Origin of the sequence: Bacteroides muris (ex Afrizal et al. 2022), from assembly GCF_004793475.1 — a bacterium.
GTDB classification, from domain to species: Bacteria; Bacteroidota; Bacteroidia; order Bacteroidales; family Bacteroidaceae; genus Bacteroides; species Bacteroides muris.
Window position 1 is genome coordinate 1 of sequence record NZ_SRYZ01000067.1, and the last position, 18,207, is coordinate 18,207.

Here is an 18,207-nt window from a genome sequence, read left to right on the forward strand (position 1 = left end):
ATATATGCGATATTTACAAATTAAAACTAGCAAGCTGAACTTGCGAAACTTAAATTAGTAACTTGTAATTATTCTCATCCTAACGGATTCTCGCCCTGGTCACCGTCATTCCCTCCGGAACCGCCGTCGGAACCACTGCCGTCGGGGGCTTTCCCGCCTACGGCATATAGGGAGGCTTCCTTCAGCTGTCCGTCCAGGTTGATTTGGGCATTACTCAGTTCGCCGGTGGCACGGGCGCGGAGCTTCAGCCCCTTCACGTTGTTGGCCAGCGAGAAGTCGGCAGCGGATTGCGCCCCTTTCTTGCTGACGATTCCTACGGAGAAGATGGCAAGGTCATCCAGTTTCACGTTCTTGCCGTCCAGAATCAGTTCCTTGGTGCAGGCCACCATGTCTGCCAGCACTCCCTTGATGACACCACTCGAATAGGGGGTGTTGTGATTGGACATGTGCTTGGCCAGTTTTTCGATGTCGAAGGTCTCTTCGATTACGGGGCGTGCATACCAGAGGCCTTTCAGTGGGCTGTCTTCGCCCGTCACTTGATACTTTTTGTAACGAATCATACAATTAAAATTTAGAAGTTAAAGGATAAAAACATTTGCTGTGTTGAACTCAACGATGCAAAGATAAGGCTGTGGATACGGGCGTTTGCCGGTTTTTGCAGGTTCTCGTCTGTTAGGGTCTGTTTTAGTCGGTTATTTACGCTTGTAAGTTTGATAATGTCATGATTTATAATTACTTTTGGTGAAAAATAAATCATAACTGTCAACTATGGATTCTTTTGTCATACGTACATACGGGCGTACCGAATTGGCCCAAATCTATTGTCCCAATCTTTGTCCGGAGGCTGCTTTCCGCAAGCTGAAACACTGGATAGACCTTTGTCCCGACCTGCGTGACAGGCTTTCCGCCTTGGGCGGTTCCTCCCGTTCCCGCTCCTATACGCCAGCCCAGGTGAGGCTGATAGTGGCTGCACTTGGAGAGCCTTAAACCTGAGGTCGGGCGGCGTGAAGGTCAGGTCGGGAAGCGTAAAGGTGAGGTTGGTACACTTGGTACAAAGGTTCATCCGTCCTTTCGCCTCACACACACACACATGCGCGTGCGTGAAGCGAAGCAAACTGTCAGACTTTTGGTTTCCGGTATTTCCCCTTGCCATCTACATATTTCACCAGTCCGTTTTTCAGCATGCGCTTGAGCCAGGTGGAGGCGGTTTCCGATTTGATGCCCATCTCTTCGGCTTTCTGCAGGAAAGAGGCCCTTGTGAATTCTTCTTCCATGCTGCCTACCAGCGCATCCCGGTCGGCATTGCCACGGCTTGTCACTTCGGTGTGGGGTAGGAAGGAGAGGATATGGGTGGTATGCCGGTAAAGGCTCTCGGCCAGTGAGAGTACGGCATGGAAGTCATCGGAAGCAATGAGGAGATCCCATCGGCTGACAATGTGGTCTTTCAGATTGTCTGTGGCTGTGTGAGGGTCGGGCGACACGTAAGGCGAGGCGGTGATTTCCCCTTGTTCCATTGCGCGGAGCATGGCCACCACTTCCATGATGCGGCAGATGTTGATGGCCAGACGTGCCACGCTGCTCGACATCTCGTTTCCGTTGGCCAGTCCGGAACGTATGAAAAGTCGGGAGAAGAGCCGGTTGAATTCATCTTTCTGTCCGTCCGTAAGGTGAAGGGTGAATATTCCGTTCATGACAATGGTTTTCATTTTCTCCTTCCATTCCATGCCCAGAGCCTTGAAGGTATCTTCGAGATCGCTGTCATTGCGGTCGAACTGGTTTTGCCAATGATGTATGGCAGGCATGTAGTAGAACACCTGGCGGGAAAAGAGCCCGTTCTCGGCAGTGGGAATCAGTGGTTTCACTTGTGAGGGGGTGCCCGACAGAAGTACGGAAAGATAGGTCTTTTTCACTTCGCGGTATTCTTGGTCGGTGCGCCGGTTGTAGGACAGCCGGTCGTGGTCGAAGGCCTTGCGCATGGTGTCGCTCCAGTGTCCGTATTCCGAACCGATGGCGGTGGAGATGGTGTCAGCTTCGCTTTCGCATATCAGTCCGGTACCGTCGGAGTCTATCAGGTTTTGCAGGATGCCGGTTCCGGTGTTGTTGCCCGAGATGAGGAACATCTTGTTGAGAGGCATTACGGGAGTCTCCGTTTTTCCACGTTCCTTGCCCAGTGTGTCGTATTTTGCTTTTTCGCGGCGGTAACATGCCATACTTTCGGCTACCTGCTCACGTATCTCGTCGTGAATGGGTTCGGCAAGCAGGCGTACCAAGGAGAGCACTCCTTTGCCGGATGCAGGCAGGGCTACTACAAAGGTTTGCAGGCAGGGGGACATCATTTTTCCTCCGTAGGAACATCGGACGTGTTTCCCCATGCTGGCGCCCAATACGGTGACGGCACCCAGTAGCAGTACATCGTATTGGGCGGGGGAGGTTCCGCAGCTCATGATGCGATTCAGGGGATAAGGCCAGTGGAGATGTTCGTCGAAAGTGGGTAATGGAGACAGTGGTTCAATGCCCGCTGCGGACTCTTCCTCGCGTGCGCGTGTGTGTGAGGCGGAAGAGAGGGGTGAACTTTGTGTACCAAGTGTACCAATGGCGGGTGCGGCTTCGTGCTGAATCTTCACGCCGCAAAGCTCGGCCAGATGAAAGGCGGTTCCCAGATGCACGTCGTTACGGCCTGTCTTCAGGGCATTGCTGAAGAGCTTGTCGGCCGCTTGCGGGTTGTACTTCGGAGACGGGCTGCACAGAGCCAGAAAATCAGTACGGCCTGCTTCGCCGCAGTCGTTGGCGATGGCAAAGGCCAGTTGTATATATTCTTGATAGGTTGGAGCAATGTCTGCTCCTGCATTTCTGACTGCTTCGGCCAGAAGGTGCAATGAAGATAGTGGTTCCATCAGATTTGGTAATTTATAATTAGTAATTTGTAGTCGGTGATTTGCAATGGCTCATCATTCGAAGTCCACAACTTTTCTGAGCAGTGCTTCCGGGTCGTGGCAGAGGAAACAGGCACGTACGAGGTCTTTCCCCGAAGTGTCCACTCCTTTTCCGGGTTGTGTGTTTTCGGCGTCATACATGCAGTGGACGTAGTTCATGGCCCAGCGCACCGCCTCCGTGCAGTCTTTTCCGATAGGGCAGGGTACAAAAGCCTTTACACCCCGTCCGGTGGGGCTGACGAACACCAGCACCGGCGCGAGGTAAGGGTCATCGAACAGCAGCTGTTTCAGGCGTCGGGCTTCGTCAGGCGAGTCGAGGTGATCTACGTCTACCACCACCAGTCCGGAGGGTAGTTCCAGGCAGTCGCTCCGTCGTCGGGTGAATACGCCGCAGGGGGTGACATAGGGCAAGGTTTGCTGTTTCAGCATCCGGCAGTTGTCGTCATCGCCTTGTAGGGCGGCTTCGCGGATGGCTTGGGTCAGGATGATCAGCCGTTTGTTGGCAGTGATGAGTTGGTAAACTTCGTTCAGTTCCAAAGTACGCAGGGGGGTGAGCGTGGCGCTTTTCACGGTTTTCCCGGTCGCTCCGTCCTTCATCGGTGAGATGGGTGGCATGAAAAGCGACATTTTTAAAGATTTTGGCATATTATATGTTTAAATAGTTGGTTCAAAGATATTCTTTCTCTTTCTTTGAATCTTTCTCACATGTGAGAAAGATTTTAAAGGGACAAAGTAAATAATAACAATATATAACATATTATTCTATCTAATTACTTAAAAAATTATCTAAATGGACAAAGATTTTATTCACCCCTCATTGGGCTTTTTTATCGAGCGAACGAGAAAACAGAGTGGAGTCACCATCGAAACTCTTTGCAAGGACTTGCATATTTCTCCATCCACGTACATGGACTTAAAAAAAAGGGCGTAATGCCTCACTTAGTACATACGAAGCTCTTCTACGATACTATATCGATGAACTGGAGGAACTGGATGATGACGAAATCAGGAAATTGGCCGGCGAGTGGGTGGAGAAATGGCTTCAAACGAGAAAATCAAGGTAACCGTTTTATTGTCCCGCTAAAAACAGAAGGATATGACCCTTACATTGATTATCTGAAGGGTGTCAGCATATTCTTTGTAGTATTGGCTCATTGTTTGCCGATGCAAAATTGCCTGTTGTTCTCTTTTTGGGGAGCACAGGCAGTTCCTTTGTTTCTTCAGAAATATCTTTAACGGGTGCAGGGATTATGTTAATATGGTCCCTGACAAAATTACTTTGGCTACCAGCCAATGTTAAATTCAAAACTAATTCATTAACAAAACTCGGTTTAAGGCACTGAAAAGTGCCCTCTCAAAGGGGTATGCCCTAAATTGAGTGCTTATCATATATTATGAAAATTCTTATATATATAGCTGAAACAGGGCTCAATTCGTCAGTCGGAATTCATTTGGATATAGCTTTAGAGCAGATAAGGCAAGGAAATGAGGTGTTTATTCTCAATTGTGACCAATCTATTGGAGGATGTATGGAAAATCCTTATTGGAATCCACTTTTTTGTAAACTGTGCATGGCTTTTCAAAAAAAAGATATGAAACACTTCCTGCCCAAAGGAGTGGAACAACACTGGATGAAAGAGTTTGTAAAGCAACTTAAAGAAGAGGATATCCCTAAACTGCAATACGATACAGTAAAAGAACTGAGGGCTCTCACTTTCCATGGAGTTGATATAGGTATGGGGGTGATGTCAACCTACATTTCCCAAACTAGGAATCTAAATCCTGAAATTAACGAGAAGTCGCGTGCTTATTTTGATGCATTGATTCGTGAACAAATTGTTACAGCCTTAGTTTTTGAGCGTCTCCAGAAAAAACATGGTTTTGGTTTGGTTGTGTTCCAAAACGGACGTGGAGCTCAATTCAAGCCATTTTTCAATATTTGTAAAAATTTGAAGATTGACTTCATCTGTACAGAAGATATGTGTAATGCAAAAGGTGATTCTTTTCTAACTCATTTTTATAATGATATACCACATAGCATTGCTGCGAATAATCAGAAATATGTGGAGTGTTGGGAGCATACGAAAGATTCTGATAACGAACGTGAGAAAATAGCCCGTTCTTTCTTTGAAAATAGGCGAAATGCAGTCTTTGCAGGTGACACCATCTATGTGAAAGATCAGGTACAAGGGCAAATGCCCGAAGAGTGGAAAAATGATGTGGAAAATATCGTTATATTTAATTCTTCTGAAGATGAATTTTCTGCAGTGAGTAAAGAATTTGATGATGGAGCTTTTTTCCCTTCTCAGATTGAAGGAATAAAAAGCATTGTCGAGCATTATAAACATGATAAAACCAAGCACTTTACACTGCGTGTGCATCCTAATTTGAAGAAGGTTTCTTATAAGTATCATTTGGATTTATATAATCTTAATTACTCTAATCTGACAGTTGTCAGAAGCAATTCCCCTATCAGTACCTATGCTTTGATGGATGCTGCCAGTAAAATTATCGTTTTTGGGTCAACTACCGGCATTGAATCTGTATATTGGAAAAAACCTGTAATCTGCCTGGCAGCGGCTTATTATAAGCCTATGAATATCACCTATAATCCAAAGACAATGGAAGAACTTTGGAAATATATTGATACGCCTGAACTTGCTTGCCTTTATAGCGATGATGTGCTTAAATACGGCTATTATTATATGAGTAGTAATCATGAAAAGACGAAATATATAAAGACTGATAGAGTACGTCTGAATTTTTGTAGCCATACGTTGCAATGTTATAACTACCAAAAGCTCTTTGGTTCTAATTTCCTTTATGCATTGTTGATACAAGGCTTTTACAGATGGCTGCGCAATAAGTTTCCGGCCAAATTCAAATCATTGTCACTGAAAGAAGCATAATATAGGTGGACTCTAACTCAAAACGTATCGCAAAAAATTCACTCTTTTTGTATGTGCGAATGGCTGTCCTTATGTTGATATCCATTTTTACATCGAGAGTGTTGCTTGAAAAGTTAGGTGTTGACGACTTTGGGATATACAATGTAGTGGGAGGTGTAGCAGTGCTGTTTGCTTTCTTCAGTTCTTCACTAACTAATGCATCGCAACGTTTTCTCACCATAGAACTGGGTAGAAGTGATTTGAAAAAAGCCAATATAGTTTTTAATCAGCATCTTATTGTTTATCTTTTGATAGCAGGAGGGATATTTTTCTTTGCCGAAACCGTAGGATTGTGGTTTGTTTATAATAAACTGGTTATTCCTCCTGATAGGCTTTTTGCTGCGGTGTGTGTATATCATTTTACTGTGATATCGCTCTGCCTTACTTTGCTGGGCATAGTATTTAACTCTTGCATTATAGCACATGAAGCGATGGATGTATTTTCTTTTTTAGGTATATTCCAAGGAGTGGCTAAGCTGGGGGTTGTCTATCTGCTTACTATTTCATTGACCGACAAACTTATTACTTATGGTTTTTTGATGTTGATGGTTACGCTCCTTGTGCAGGTATTTTATATGCTCTACTGTTTTAAGCGTTATGAAGAGTGCAAATTGAGGTGGGTATGGAATAAAGCTGTCTTAAAAGAAACCTGCACCTTGGTGGGGTGGAATATGATAGGTACAGCTGTATATGCTATCAATGATTCGGGTGTGAATATCTTGATGAACCTTTTTTTCGGTTCAGTAGTGAATGCAGCTCGTGCCTTGTCGGGCCAGGTGAGTGGTGCTGTAGGAAGTTTCTCTAGTAACTTTTACACTTCTGTGCAACCACCGCTTATCAAAGCTTATGCTTCCGGTGATTGCAGCTATATGATGAAGCTCTTTTATAATAGTTCGAAATATTCTTTCTATTTGTTGTGGATTATCTGCCTACCAGTGATGTTTTCTATCAATGAACTGTTATCAATATGGTTGACAGAAGTGCCTGAATATGTGGACGTGTTTACTATTTGGATTTTGCTTTATTCGATGGTTACTACTTTGAATAATCCGATATGGACTATTTCACTGGCAGTAGGTAAACTCAAATGGTATATCTTGATAGGCAGTGGTGTCTTCTTGTTGGTCTTTCCCATTTCGTATGCAGTGTTGAGGTTGGGTTATTCGCCCGTTTCTGTTTTCATGATAATGGTGGCAGTGCGCTCGGTTTATCTGATAGTAGTATTGCGTATTATTTCGTCATATATTCCACTTACTTACCGAGGATACATGAACGGTGTTGTGTACCCCATCTTGAAGAGTACAGTACTAAGTACTGTGGTAGCGGCACCGCTTTATTATGTTATGCCTACTACAGTGATTGGAACATTTTCTTATTGCTTTTTAACGGCTTTTACTACTATTGTATGTATTAGCATGGTAGGTGTGACGGCTGGTGAGCGTGCTATAGTTCGGGATTTTTTGAAAAATAAATTGTGTAAAAGATGAATATTCGTAAACTAACATGGAGCAAGTTGATAGGGTTTGCTCGTCATTATTACTCTTTGTATATTGTAAGGGCATTGTGGGTACACTGGTTTAATCCGCTCTATACTCTTTATTTCAATTTAATCTTTTTCCCTTTTAAACAGGCTGTTCGTTTCCCGGTTTTTGTTTACGGATGGCCTCGACTCTTTGCGCAAACAGGACATTTAAGATGCATTGGATCTTGTTATCCCGGTATGGTAAAACTGAACTGCACGATAGCGGGGGCTCCGCAATATAGTGGGGGAAACGTTGAGCTTAATCTATGGGGGGACATCATTTTTAGAGGAAAATGTGTGATAGGAAGTGGAAGCAGGTTGACTGTTTGCGGACTGCTTGATTTGGGAGCGGATACAAAGATTATGAATTTTTGTAATATTACGGCGGAATCGGTGGTACGCATCGGTGCACAATCCTGGATTGTGCACCGATGCCAAGTGCTTGACTCGAACTATCATTATATAGCTGACTTTAAACATGGTATGGTGAAGAAAAGAGCACACCCTATTACTATAGGGAATTATTGTTGGGTTTGTAATAGTTCTACGATTACTGGCGGAGCAGTAATTCCAAATAAAATAATCGTGGCGTCAAACAGTTTGGTGAACAAAGATATGTCGAATATTCCAGAAGAATCTATAATTGGTGGAATACCGGCTAAGTTGGTAGCTATAGGATATCGCCGTATTGAAAGTCATCAATTTGAAGGTGAGGTTAATCGGTATTTTATGCTTCATCCGGAAGCAGATATGTATCCGATACCAGAAGGGGTTGGGCATGATATTTGTGATAGAGACTGGTAATGTATATACTATGTGGATTATGTATAAGAATGATTAGTGCAAAGTGATATGAATTATACTATAGAAGAATATACGAATGACTCCATTAGGCACTTAGAAGAAGCTTGGCTAATTCTTGAAAAAGGGGATGACATGACCTATTACCAATCTTATAAATGGAACATGATTATTCAGCATTTCACTCCTCAGTACAAAGGCATATGTAAACTATTATATCTTTTAGTGAAACAAGGCGAAAAACCTCTTCTTATAGCACCGTTATGGATTATTGAAAAAACATTTCTATTTGTAAACAAGAAAGGTGCATATTTAATAGGTCGAAAAGGATGGAGTGATTATTTGAATTTTGTTTACGCAGATTGTAGTAATGATGTTTTTAAGGTGCTGTTTGACTACATTTATAGTAAGTTGCACTTAAGCCTATGTTGTTTAGAACAAATTAAGGAAGATACAAAGTTGTACGCTTATTTGTCTCAATATGTAACCTTGAATAAAGACTGCCTCACAACGTGTGTTTCTTTAATGATTCCTAAGGGTGTAGACGATTACAAACAAATTCTTAGCAAAAAATCAAGGCAGAATATACGAACAGCTAATAACAGACTAAATAAAGATGGTAGGTCAATTGTCTTTTCATTTGAAGACCATCCGAATTTGACTATATGCGAATCAATGCGGCAAGAAAGGGTGGAGGTAAAAAACAAATTCAGGATTCATTCATTGAAAGAACTGATTAAATGTTTAAAGAATTATTTAAAAAATAAGTTTATAATATCTTTTCCTGTCTTTTTACCCTTTTACGAGGATAAATCATTACGCTTTGTTAGCGCATATATTGATGGTGAATTAGCAGCCTACTTTTGCTATGGATTAGATGAGTACCATAAAAAAGTTGTATTAATGGCTGTAGGTACCAATAATAAATTTGCGAAATATTCTCCAGGTGTATTGGCATTATATGCATATATTTTGAACCTAATAGAGCGTAAAGAAATATCATTGTTGGATTTTACGAGAGGGGATGAAAAATATAAATATTCATTGGGAGGAGTTAATCATTATATACATGATGTTTCTTTTAATTTATAATATGGTTGAGTGTTTTAAGATACAACTACTTGCTTTACCGTTAAAAGTCTCTCCTTTTGATGTGAGAGAAAGTAAGGCGTTGAAAAGAATTACTGGACTATCTGAGTGGTTTTGTCTGAATCCTACGATTATACTAGCTGACCCATTTCTTTTTGTGGATAAAGATCGCCTTTGTTTGTTTTATGAGAGCAAAAAATTGCTTACTCCTGGCGTCATTATGATGATTTCAACTATTGACTTAAAGCATTGGACAAAGCCTCGGGTCGTTCTGAAGGAGAAATTTCACTTATCTTTTCCTTGGGTATTCACAGATGCGGGTAAGGTTTATATGGTGCCTGAAACGGGTACTGATGGTAGTATCAGAGTCTATGAGGCTACAGATGATACTCTTACTCGTTGGAAACTAAAAAGAAAACTTCTTGAATTGTCACCTGGGAATGTGATGAATATGGGTTACTCTGATTCGTCAATTTACAAAAAAGATGGCATTTACTATTTGATGACTACTGTTCAATATGAAGATGGCATCAATACTCTGGAACTGTATTATTCAGATTCTTTAATGGGAAAATATGTAAAACATCCTTTATCGCCGATAGCTCATAGCCAGAATGTGGGGCGAAATGCTGGAAGCCTTCAAAAAATCAACGGTAAGTTATATAGGTTTTCACAAAACTGTGTTTTTAGATATGGAGACAATGTTCATGTAAGTGAGATTACTCGGCTAACTACGACAGAGTACCAAGAACATCTTGTTAAAGAGAATATTTATTCTTCTGAAATTCCTTTCTATAATGAAGGGGGGCATCAATTTAATATGGTGAAATTTAAAGAACAGTGGGTTGTGGCTACAGATGCAAAAGAGTATCATTATTTGCTATATGCAAGAATAATGAATAAGCTTAAAAGTTTTCTGACGTGTTTCCGGTTCCGGATTTTGACTGAATAGTGTTGTGTAAATCGTCATTTAATATTGTTGTTTGCATTGAAGGATTTTTTCTTATTTAGGCTTTAAGTAGGTTCATGAAAAAAGTAAAGATTCTATTTCAAATCTGTCACCAAATATAATATATGATTCCCAAAATAATACATTATTGTTGGTTTGGGCGTAATCCCTTACCGGAATTGGCCGTGAAGTGCATTGATTCATGGAAAAAGTTTCTTCCCGACTATGAAATAAAAGAATGGAATGAAGATAACTTTGACGTAAATATCATTCCCTATACTAAAGAAGCGTATGAAGCAAAGAAATATGCTTTTGTGAGTGACTATGCTCGCTTCTATATACTATATCATCACGGTGGCCTCTATTTTGATACGGATGTGGAGGTGATACGTCCAATGGATGATATTATAGCTCACGGGCCGTTTATGGGGTGTGAGAATGAAGCCGGACAGGATGCTGGAGCGACTACGTTAGCAGTCGCTCCAGGTCTTGGCCTGGGATGCAATCCGGGTCTTGGCCTGTATGCAGAAATTCTTGACTTGTATGCCAAATTACACTTCAGACATACGGATGGTAGATTAAACTTGAAGACGGTAGTACAATATACTACTGAACTGTTGGTTAGACACGGATTGAAAAATATAAACGATGTACAACTATGTGCAGATGTGTGGGTATATCCGAAAGTATATTTTTGTCCAATAGACTATTATACGGGTCTATGCAAGATGTATCCAAACACTCATACTATTCATCATTATGCGGCATCATGGGTTTCACCTTCAAAAAAGTTGAAAAATAAGATTATTGGCCTAATAGGTAAGCGGATGACGGGTTGGCTTTTGAAAATGAAGAACTTATTGGACAAAAAATAGACTGATGAAAGTTTCTTTATTAATACCGGTTTATGGTGTAGAGAAATATATTGAGAAGTGTGCTGTATCTTTGTTTGAACAGACTTACGAGGATATAGAGTATATTTTTGTGGACGATTGTACGCCCGATAACAGCATGAATGTGTTGAGTGGGGTTATAGAACGTTATCCTAAAAGAAAAGATCACACTCGTATTATTCACCATGACCGTAACAAAGGGTTGGCGCAAGCGCGGAATACGGCACTGGAAGCCGCAACTGGTGATTTTGTCCTGAATGTGGATAGTGATGACTATTTAGAACTACAGGCTATAGAGAGGTTGTGCGCAGTGGCTGATAAGAAGAAAGCCGATGTAGTGGTATTTGGTTTTTATTCAGTATATGTCAAAGGTCGAGTAGCATGTCCCAATATGTATCATTTTGTTGATAAAGAATCTTACTTGAAATCGTTGTTGGAGAAAAAAAATACCTCTTGTGTATGGGGGAAGTTTATGGCTCGTGAACTGTACCGGAAAACTGGTATCCGCGCCATACCGGGACTGAATCAAGGGGAGGATTATGCTGTAATTCCTCGATTACTGTATTACGCAGAGCACATTGTGATGATAGAAGATTGTTTATATAACTATGTACAATACAATAATGAGGCTTATACCAAATCTTTCAAAAGAGAACATATTGATGATTTATTGTGGGCTGATTCTGTCTTGTGTGATTTCTTTTTGTCTGTATCCGAAAATCATTCGTACGAAAGTATTTTATATCGGGCTAAATTGCGTACGAAAACGTATATGCTCAAGATAGCTCATACGCTGGCTGATATTCAAGACATTTCTAAAGTATATCTGGATATTCCCCAAAAATATTATAAAGATTTATCTATAGCCGATAGGGTCATCTTAGAATTGGTGCATTTGAAATGTTACAGGCTAATTTTGTGTTTCACCAAAACTGGTTTTTGGTTGAAAAGAATGTTGAAATCCTCATAGGGTATTTGAGATGCTATTTAGTTATGTAGTGTATACACTGCTTGTGCTGGTGGTATGTTCTGCTACATTTTATGTGTGGAAGAACTGTAATGTTCGTTATTCCGTTTTATTGATACCTTCATTTTGCTATGCATTCTTGGTAGGGATGCGATATGATGTAGGTGCTGACTGGTTTTCATATCATGACTACTATATATACGTACTGGCAGGCGGAGATTTGGATTTGGAGTTTGCTTATGTTTTTCTTAACAAGACTGTAGCTTTCTTTGGCTTGAATTATCAAGCGTTCTTCATTGTAGTGGCATTACTAGAAATTTTGTTGCTTTATAAGTTTCTAGAGAGGCGTAGGAGAATTTGTTTTTTTGGAGTGTTGCTCTATTTCTTGATAGGACCGTTCTTTTCATCGCTCAATTTGGTGAGGCAGTCGCTTGCATTCTTTGTGTTTCTGTATGCGTTGCGATATATCGAGAGTCGGGATTGGAAAAGGTATGCGGTAATGATGATATTAGCTTTTGGATTTCATACTTCTTCACTTGTGCTGGTGCCGTTATATTTTGTAAACAGAATAGATGATAGTTTTCTCAATAAAAGGATTTTGCTGTTAGGACTATTTGCCTTGACTGTATTATTTGGTTCCACTTTGATGGAGCGGCTGGGCAATCTTTTCTTTGAAATGGTGGATGCGTGGCAATATCAAAGATATGCATCTGGTTTTTTGGAGAATTCATTTTCGTACGGTTTGGGCTTTATAGGTATCAAGCTGATAGATTTGATTATGATATGTTATGCGGCAAAGTTGAACCGTGTGTTTAAGAATGAAGGATTCACAGTAATTTGGTGGATTTACTATATAGGGGTGTTGATTTTTAATATGGGCATGGCCAATCAGCTCACCATTCGTATGTCCTATTGCATGACTTCACTGCGTTTTGTGTTGCTGTCGTACTTATGCTGCTATGCTTTTTTAATAGTGAAATGTAAAACGAAGTTGGTGACAGTAGTTACCGTGTGTATATTGCTGTTTAGTGTGATGACTTTTTATGGAGCGATAGCACAAGGACACAACGGATGTTCACCGTTCCAGTTTGCTTTATAAAAATTGATGTATGAAAATTGTATTGTTGTATTTAGGTCGTAAAGGTGCCGGACCGGAATATGCTCTTGAAATGGCAAAGGCTTTGTCTCGTAAAGCTGAAGTGATGTGTATTATATCGACTTACGTTTCAAATAAACACAATTGGTTATCTTGGGCAGAAAATAATATTTCTGTAAAAATTAAGGAACTTAAGACGTATAATTCAATCACAGAGTTTATTCTAAAGAGTTTTAAATTCTTTCTCTATTTGGATTCTATACGTACTATAAATCGTTTTGCTCCTGACATGATTTATTCTCCAATGTCTCACCCTTGGGAGAGGTTTATTATTCCTTATTGTAAGTGTAAACTGACAGTACAAACGATTCATGATGTAGTTTTACATGAAGGTGAAAATTCTTTTTGGAATAAACTAGGGCGATTTATGTTCTCTTATAAAAGTACAAAAAAAGTCATTCTCAGTAATTCTTTCAAGAACTATTTAATAAATAAGGGAATGGAAGAATCAGATATTTTAGTAATTCCACATGCTGTTTTTAAAGGTTATTATTTAAGTGAGAATATTATAGAGGATTATACGTGCTATAATCGCTTTCTATTTTTTGGGCGTATTATTAAATATAAGGGTCTTGAAGTGCTGCTTGAAGCAATGAAAGGGATTGCACAGAAAGCACCTGGTGCAAAGTTGGTAATAGCTGGTAATGGGGATATAACACCTTATCAAACGATGATTTAAGAATGTGCGAATAACTTAGATTTACATATTGGTTGGATTGAAGATAATCAAGTAGAACGTTTTTTTAAAGAGATTGATTTTGTGGTTCTTCCTTACACACATGCCTCTCAATCAGGAATCATTCCTTTAGCTTATGCTTTTGGGAAACCTGTGATTGCAACTTGCATAGGTGGAATTCCAGAGCAGGTAGAAGAAGGTAAAACAGGGATTCTTATTCAGCCTGGTAATGTAGGAGAACTGGAAAATGCAATTTGTGATTTATTGGCTGATTCTATTCTATTGAAGATGCTAAAAAAAAATTGTTATGAATATGCAGCAATGAATACTTGGGATAGTTCTGCAAAGATGTTGATTGATTGTATTGAGTCATAAATATTTGTTGTTTGTAGAAAACAAAAAACAATGGAGCAAAAAATCATTCGTAATTACTACCATTTCCCAGAATGTGTCTCCTCTTTACAAAGGGAGCTTGCAGCGATGGAAGACGTGCAAATTCGTTGCTTGAATAAGAATAAGGTATCTATTGCAATATATGCTAGTAAGCGTCTAATTTTGACGTATTGTATAAAATTATAAAAAGTCAGATATTCGCCGCTGTAATAAAAAAGTAGTATATGTATGGCAGCAGCGATTTTGAGTATTTGTTTATCCGCTATAAAGCGGAGTCTATGCCGCAAGGTGAGTCAATCCAGACTTTCTGTATAAAGAGTAAAGTCTCTTATAATCTGTTTTACAAATGGTACAAGGATATAAACCGTTTCTATTATTTGCGCAAATCTCATGATATGCGTTGCAAATATGACCGTGTACTTTTAATCATTCATGAGCAGTTTCACCGTGAACCTATGTATGATGAAGCCTTTATCGTCATGTCCAAGGATAGACGTAAGGTTCGTTTGTCCAGTTAGTGAATTCTCCTTCACAAATACCGGTGAAAGGGAAAGACCCTACAGTAAGAGAATGTCCTACAAGCGTATAAAGGCTGACAAGTCCGTATGTCATGATTCAGACTTCAGCCGTCTTCCGAAAGATTCCGTAGTCGTCAAGACCTTCTACAAATATTCTTCCGAACAGATAAGCTATATATTGGAACACAAGTATTAGGTAATCCGTTATGTGCAGTCAGACGGTAGGATTCACGAGGGTTATTCTCCGAAAGACGGTGGTCTGGAGAAGATGGATGTTGTTCTGAGCACTCATGCTTCGGCTGATTTTCTGGCTCATTTGGCTTTTGATCATTTTGTGCTGAATATTCCTTATTACCGTGAGATGTACCGTCTTTGGGATCATAAGATGTCTTTGAGCCGTATGACTCTGATTAACTGGCTGGCCCCAGGCGCTTCTTTTACGGGCTCTCTGATAGAGAGTCTTAAAAAACGGTGCTATGGTGAAGGACTCCATTATCAACTGTGACGAGATATGATGCAAGGTAAACAGACATTTTATGAAGAAGTATATCTGGTGTCTGGTAAACAAGGAACAGAAAATAGTAATCTACTGTTATGAGGACGGTTCCAGAGGTCGTAAGGTCTTGAGGGGAATTGTGAAAGACCGTGAGATAAAGACTTTTTAGTCGGACGGTTACAATGTTTATATGTATATCGATAAGGAACTGGTTGACACAGAACATCTCTGCTGCTTGGCTCATGCCCGTACCAAATTTGTCTATGCATATGAACTGGACGGTGCCCTTGATGCCAAATATGTGATAGAGTGTTTCGGTGAACTTTACCAGCTTGAAGAAACCTATAAGTTAAGCAATCTGTCAGCGGAAGAGATAACCAATTGTCGCCAGTCGTTGCGGACTAAAGAGATTATCGGTCGAATAAGGAGTAAGCTTAATGTTCTGATATCTCCGACGCATCCCCAACTGATGGACAAGGCCGTGAATTATCTTCATACCTTCTGGAAACAGCTATTTACTTATCTGAACGATGGTCGTTATGACATCAACAATTCGATAGCAGAACGTTTCATCCGTCCTTTGGCAATTGAGCGTAAGAACTCGCTTTTTTTGTGGGCAATCGCATGGATAATCTCTCAGCAGCTTATTATACGTTGCTGTCAACGTGTCGTATGAACGGTTTGTCTGTATTGGAATATTTAAAGAAATTCTTCCATGAAGTTGTAAATGGTCGCAGGGATTATGAGAATCTGCTGCCTATGACGATTGACGATTGGACTCAATACTAACAAAAATTAAAAATTACGTTCAAACTTTGAAATATTTAATAGGGAACCGCTGAAAAGCGGCTTTCCCTAGGGGGACGCCAAAATTGGACGCTAACCATCTACTTATAATCTAAAGTAATTAATTTGCAAAAATTCCAATGAATATTCTTCATGTCATAAATATATCCTTTGTTATCCCATATTTTTTTGGTAAACAATTTTCGTATTTTAATAATAGAGGCTATAAAGAATATATTGTTTGTAGCTCATCAGAAGAGTTACGACGTTTTGCGGCAAGTTATGATTTTGAGTTTTATGAGGTAGAGATTTTAAGAGCTATTTCTTTGAGAAAAGATATTAAAGCTGTTTACAAAATTGCTAAATGTATCTGGCAGTCTAAAGCTGACGTTGTAACGGGGCATACCCCCAAGGGGGCTTTATTATCCATGATAGCTGCTTATATCATGCATGTGCCGGTCCGTATTTATTTTCGTCATGGCCTTGTTTATGAAACGGCTAAAGGATTTAAACGAAAGTTATTATTATATATGGACCGTTTATCTGCTCAATTAGCTACAAAAGTTGTATGCGTTAGTCCTTCTGTTTATAAAAGAAGTCTTGAAGATAAATTGAATATGGGTTCAAAGCAAATTTTGTTATCGAAGGGTACATGTAATGGTATTGATATTGAAAGGTTCAATAGAGATAAATTGGACTATAGTCGAATAGAACGATTGAAGGCTGATTTAGGTTTGAATCGGTATAACTTTATTATAGGATTCACAGGACGTATGGTTCGTGATAAAGGTATTATAGAGTTAGTCAATGCTTTTAAATGCCTTCAGGGTAATCATCCGAATATTGCTTTGCTGTTAGTGGGTATGTTAGAAAAAAGGGATGCTTTACCTGAGAATATAGTAAACGAGATAAAGAGAAATTCATCAATTATTTATACTGGTTATGTAGAGAATGCTATGATTGAGTATTATTATGCTATGATGAATCTTTTTGTCTTGCCATCCTATCGTGAAGGATTTCCAACATCGGTATTAGAAGCGTCTGCAATGGAGCTTCCCGTAATAACGACCAAAGTAACAGGGTGTATAGATTCAATTATAGAAGAAAAGACTGGGATATATGTAGAACACGACTCAGGTAGTTTGGCAATAGCAATAGAGAACTTTTATCATGATGAGATGTTGTGCCATGAATATGGGAGGAATGGGCGCAAGTTTGTAGTAGATAATTTTGAACAACATATCATTTGGAAAGAAATCGAAAAATTATATTTAGAGGTATAAACTAATGAATAAAAATATTGATTTGAAGTTCTATCAGACCGAGGCTTTGCCTCATGGAGAATCTGTCTAATAGTTTTGTGGTTAGCACTTAATTAGGGCATGCACTTTGTGAAGAAACCGTTTCTGAAAAGCACAAATTAGTGAGTGATAATTAGGATATTTCAAAATCTTCAAATATCTTTGTAAAAAGATTGGAAAGATGAGTGAACTTAAGCCATATAAAGAGCAAGAATCAACGAAAGAGATGGTCGGTGAACCGATTGTTGCTTATACTGCAAGTGACAAGGGGAATTTAGATATTGTTATAGGAAAACGTGATGGCATCGAATGTGCTATTTCCGGTGAGGAATTATTGAGCAGGCTTCGTCCTCGTATAAAGGCTTTGTTTGAATGAAAGTCGTATTTGCTCCCGAAGTAGAGGAGGATTTGTATGGACTTATAAAAATACTTGTTGAGAAGGAGTATCTGGGTACTTATCCTTTTGCTATTTCTTATGTGGAAGAACTGATAGCTGATATTCAACAGAACATTCATTCTAAATTGAAAAGGAAAGCTCCCGCTTTTTTTGAGCGTTATGGTAAGGATATGCGTTACATCACTTATCAACGTAATTTTAAGACGACGTGGTATGTTTTTTTCTCTGTCATCGGAGATACTTATTTTATCAAATACATAACCAATAATCACGTTTCCGGTCAGTATATTTTTTAGCATATTTCAATGAACATACTAATCACCGGAATCCACGGTTTTGTGGGTTCCAATCTTGTTATTGCCCTAAAGGAACGTCATACCCT

The 18,207-nt window shown here is 39.8% G+C and carries 21 protein-coding genes and 1 pseudogene; 19 read left to right on the top strand and 3 right to left on the bottom strand.

Annotated elements, in window-relative coordinates:
- Positions 1 to 74: 74 nt before the first annotated feature.
- Complete coding sequence (locus tag E5355_RS17595) at positions 75 to 560, bottom strand: DNA-binding protein (protein ID WP_136011356.1); 486 nt, start codon at positions 558 to 560, stop codon at positions 75 to 77.
- Positions 561 to 768: 208 nt separating this feature from the next.
- Here E5355_RS17595 and E5355_RS17600 point away from each other — a divergent pair, with 208 nt between their 5' ends.
- Entirely contained in the window at positions 769 to 987 is a 219-nt protein-coding gene (locus tag E5355_RS17600) for a DUF4248 domain-containing protein (RefSeq protein WP_136011357.1), read from the top strand.
- Between the two features lie 131 nt (positions 988 to 1,118).
- Here the strand turns inward: E5355_RS17600 and E5355_RS17605 are convergent, their stop codons facing one another.
- Positions 1,119 to 2,894: a DUF3987 domain-containing protein gene (locus E5355_RS17605; protein ID WP_136011358.1), complete on the bottom strand. Its 1,776-nt coding sequence runs from the start codon at positions 2,892 to 2,894 to the stop codon at positions 1,119 to 1,121.
- 54 nt (positions 2,895 to 2,948) lie between these two features.
- The gene (locus tag E5355_RS17610; protein WP_210434544.1) at positions 2,949 to 3,578 is read right to left on the bottom strand and encodes a BT4734/BF3469 family protein; all 630 of its coding nucleotides are present in this window, start codon (positions 3,576 to 3,578) and stop codon (positions 2,949 to 2,951) included.
- A gap of 749 nt (positions 3,579 to 4,327) precedes the next feature.
- Here E5355_RS17610 and E5355_RS17620 point away from each other — a divergent pair.
- The 18 genes and pseudogenes from E5355_RS17620 to E5355_RS20040 form a co-directional block, all read left to right on the top strand.
- Positions 4,328 to 5,842: a hypothetical protein gene (locus tag E5355_RS17620; protein ID WP_136011361.1), complete on the top strand. Its 1,515-nt coding sequence runs from the start codon at positions 4,328 to 4,330 to the stop codon at positions 5,840 to 5,842.
- Between the two features lie 71 nt (positions 5,843 to 5,913).
- The gene (locus E5355_RS17625; protein ID WP_136011362.1) at positions 5,914 to 7,368 is read left to right on the top strand and encodes a lipopolysaccharide biosynthesis protein; all 1,455 of its coding nucleotides are present in this window, start codon (positions 5,914 to 5,916) and stop codon (positions 7,366 to 7,368) included.
- On the top strand, positions 7,365 to 8,207 hold the full coding sequence (locus E5355_RS17630; protein ID WP_136011363.1) for an acyltransferase: 843 nt from the start codon (positions 7,365 to 7,367) through the stop codon (positions 8,205 to 8,207). Before E5355_RS17625 ends, E5355_RS17630 begins: the two co-directional genes overlap by 4 nt.
- 48 nt (positions 8,208 to 8,255) lie before the next feature.
- A complete protein-coding gene (locus E5355_RS17635) occupies positions 8,256 to 9,296 on the top strand; it encodes a GNAT family N-acetyltransferase (protein WP_136011364.1) in 1,041 nt (346 codons plus the stop codon).
- Complete coding sequence (locus tag E5355_RS17640; protein ID WP_136011365.1) at positions 9,274 to 10,245, top strand: hypothetical protein; 972 nt, start codon at positions 9,274 to 9,276, stop codon at positions 10,243 to 10,245. Before E5355_RS17635 ends, E5355_RS17640 begins: the two co-directional genes overlap by 23 nt.
- Before the next feature lie 122 nt (positions 10,246 to 10,367).
- Positions 10,368 to 11,117 (top strand): glycosyltransferase family 32 protein, encoded by a 750-nt coding sequence (locus E5355_RS17645; RefSeq protein ID WP_136011366.1) that lies wholly within the window; start codon positions 10,368 to 10,370, stop codon positions 11,115 to 11,117.
- 4 nt (positions 11,118 to 11,121) lie between these two features.
- Complete coding sequence (locus E5355_RS17650) at positions 11,122 to 12,105, top strand: glycosyltransferase family 2 protein (protein ID WP_136011367.1); 984 nt, start codon at positions 11,122 to 11,124, stop codon at positions 12,103 to 12,105.
- A gap of 10 nt (positions 12,106 to 12,115) precedes the next feature.
- Complete coding sequence (locus tag E5355_RS17655; protein ID WP_136011368.1) at positions 12,116 to 13,201, top strand: EpsG family protein; 1,086 nt, start codon at positions 12,116 to 12,118, stop codon at positions 13,199 to 13,201.
- Between the two features lie 301 nt (positions 13,202 to 13,502).
- Positions 13,503 to 14,309 (top strand): annotated as a pseudogene (locus tag E5355_RS20035) (glycosyltransferase family 4 protein).
- 242 nt (positions 14,310 to 14,551) lie between these two features.
- Positions 14,552 to 14,845, top strand: coding sequence for a hypothetical protein (locus E5355_RS17670; protein WP_136011371.1), 294 nt, complete (start codon positions 14,552 to 14,554; stop codon positions 14,843 to 14,845).
- A gap of 52 nt (positions 14,846 to 14,897) precedes the next feature.
- Positions 14,898 to 15,041: a hypothetical protein gene (locus E5355_RS19580; RefSeq protein ID WP_168354379.1), complete on the top strand. Its 144-nt coding sequence runs from the start codon at positions 14,898 to 14,900 to the stop codon at positions 15,039 to 15,041.
- Between the two features lie 12 nt (positions 15,042 to 15,053).
- Positions 15,054 to 15,350, top strand: coding sequence for an IS66 family transposase (locus tag E5355_RS17675; protein WP_136011372.1), 297 nt, complete (start codon positions 15,054 to 15,056; stop codon positions 15,348 to 15,350).
- Positions 15,351 to 15,381: 31 nt separating this feature from the next.
- Positions 15,382 to 15,510 (top strand): hypothetical protein, encoded by a 129-nt coding sequence (locus E5355_RS20165; RefSeq protein WP_256372011.1) that lies wholly within the window; start codon positions 15,382 to 15,384, stop codon positions 15,508 to 15,510.
- Positions 15,511 to 15,531: 21 nt separating this feature from the next.
- Positions 15,532 to 16,017, top strand: a complete 486-nt coding sequence (locus tag E5355_RS17680) for an IS66 family transposase (RefSeq protein ID WP_246866990.1) — start codon at positions 15,532 to 15,534, stop codon at positions 16,015 to 16,017.
- 250 nt (positions 16,018 to 16,267) lie between these two features.
- Entirely contained in the window at positions 16,268 to 17,410 is a 1,143-nt protein-coding gene (locus E5355_RS17685; protein ID WP_136011373.1) for a glycosyltransferase family 4 protein, read from the top strand.
- Between the two features lie 199 nt (positions 17,411 to 17,609).
- Complete coding sequence (locus tag E5355_RS17690; RefSeq protein ID WP_136011374.1) at positions 17,610 to 17,804, top strand: hypothetical protein; 195 nt, start codon at positions 17,610 to 17,612, stop codon at positions 17,802 to 17,804.
- Positions 17,801 to 18,121, top strand: coding sequence for a hypothetical protein (locus E5355_RS17695; RefSeq protein WP_136011375.1), 321 nt, complete (start codon positions 17,801 to 17,803; stop codon positions 18,119 to 18,121). Before E5355_RS17690 ends, E5355_RS17695 begins: the two co-directional genes overlap by 4 nt.
- A 9-nt stretch (positions 18,122 to 18,130) precedes the next feature.
- Positions 18,131 to 18,207: NAD-dependent epimerase/dehydratase family protein (locus E5355_RS20040; RefSeq protein WP_136011376.1), on the top strand; the 77-nt coding region annotated here is incomplete at its 3' end.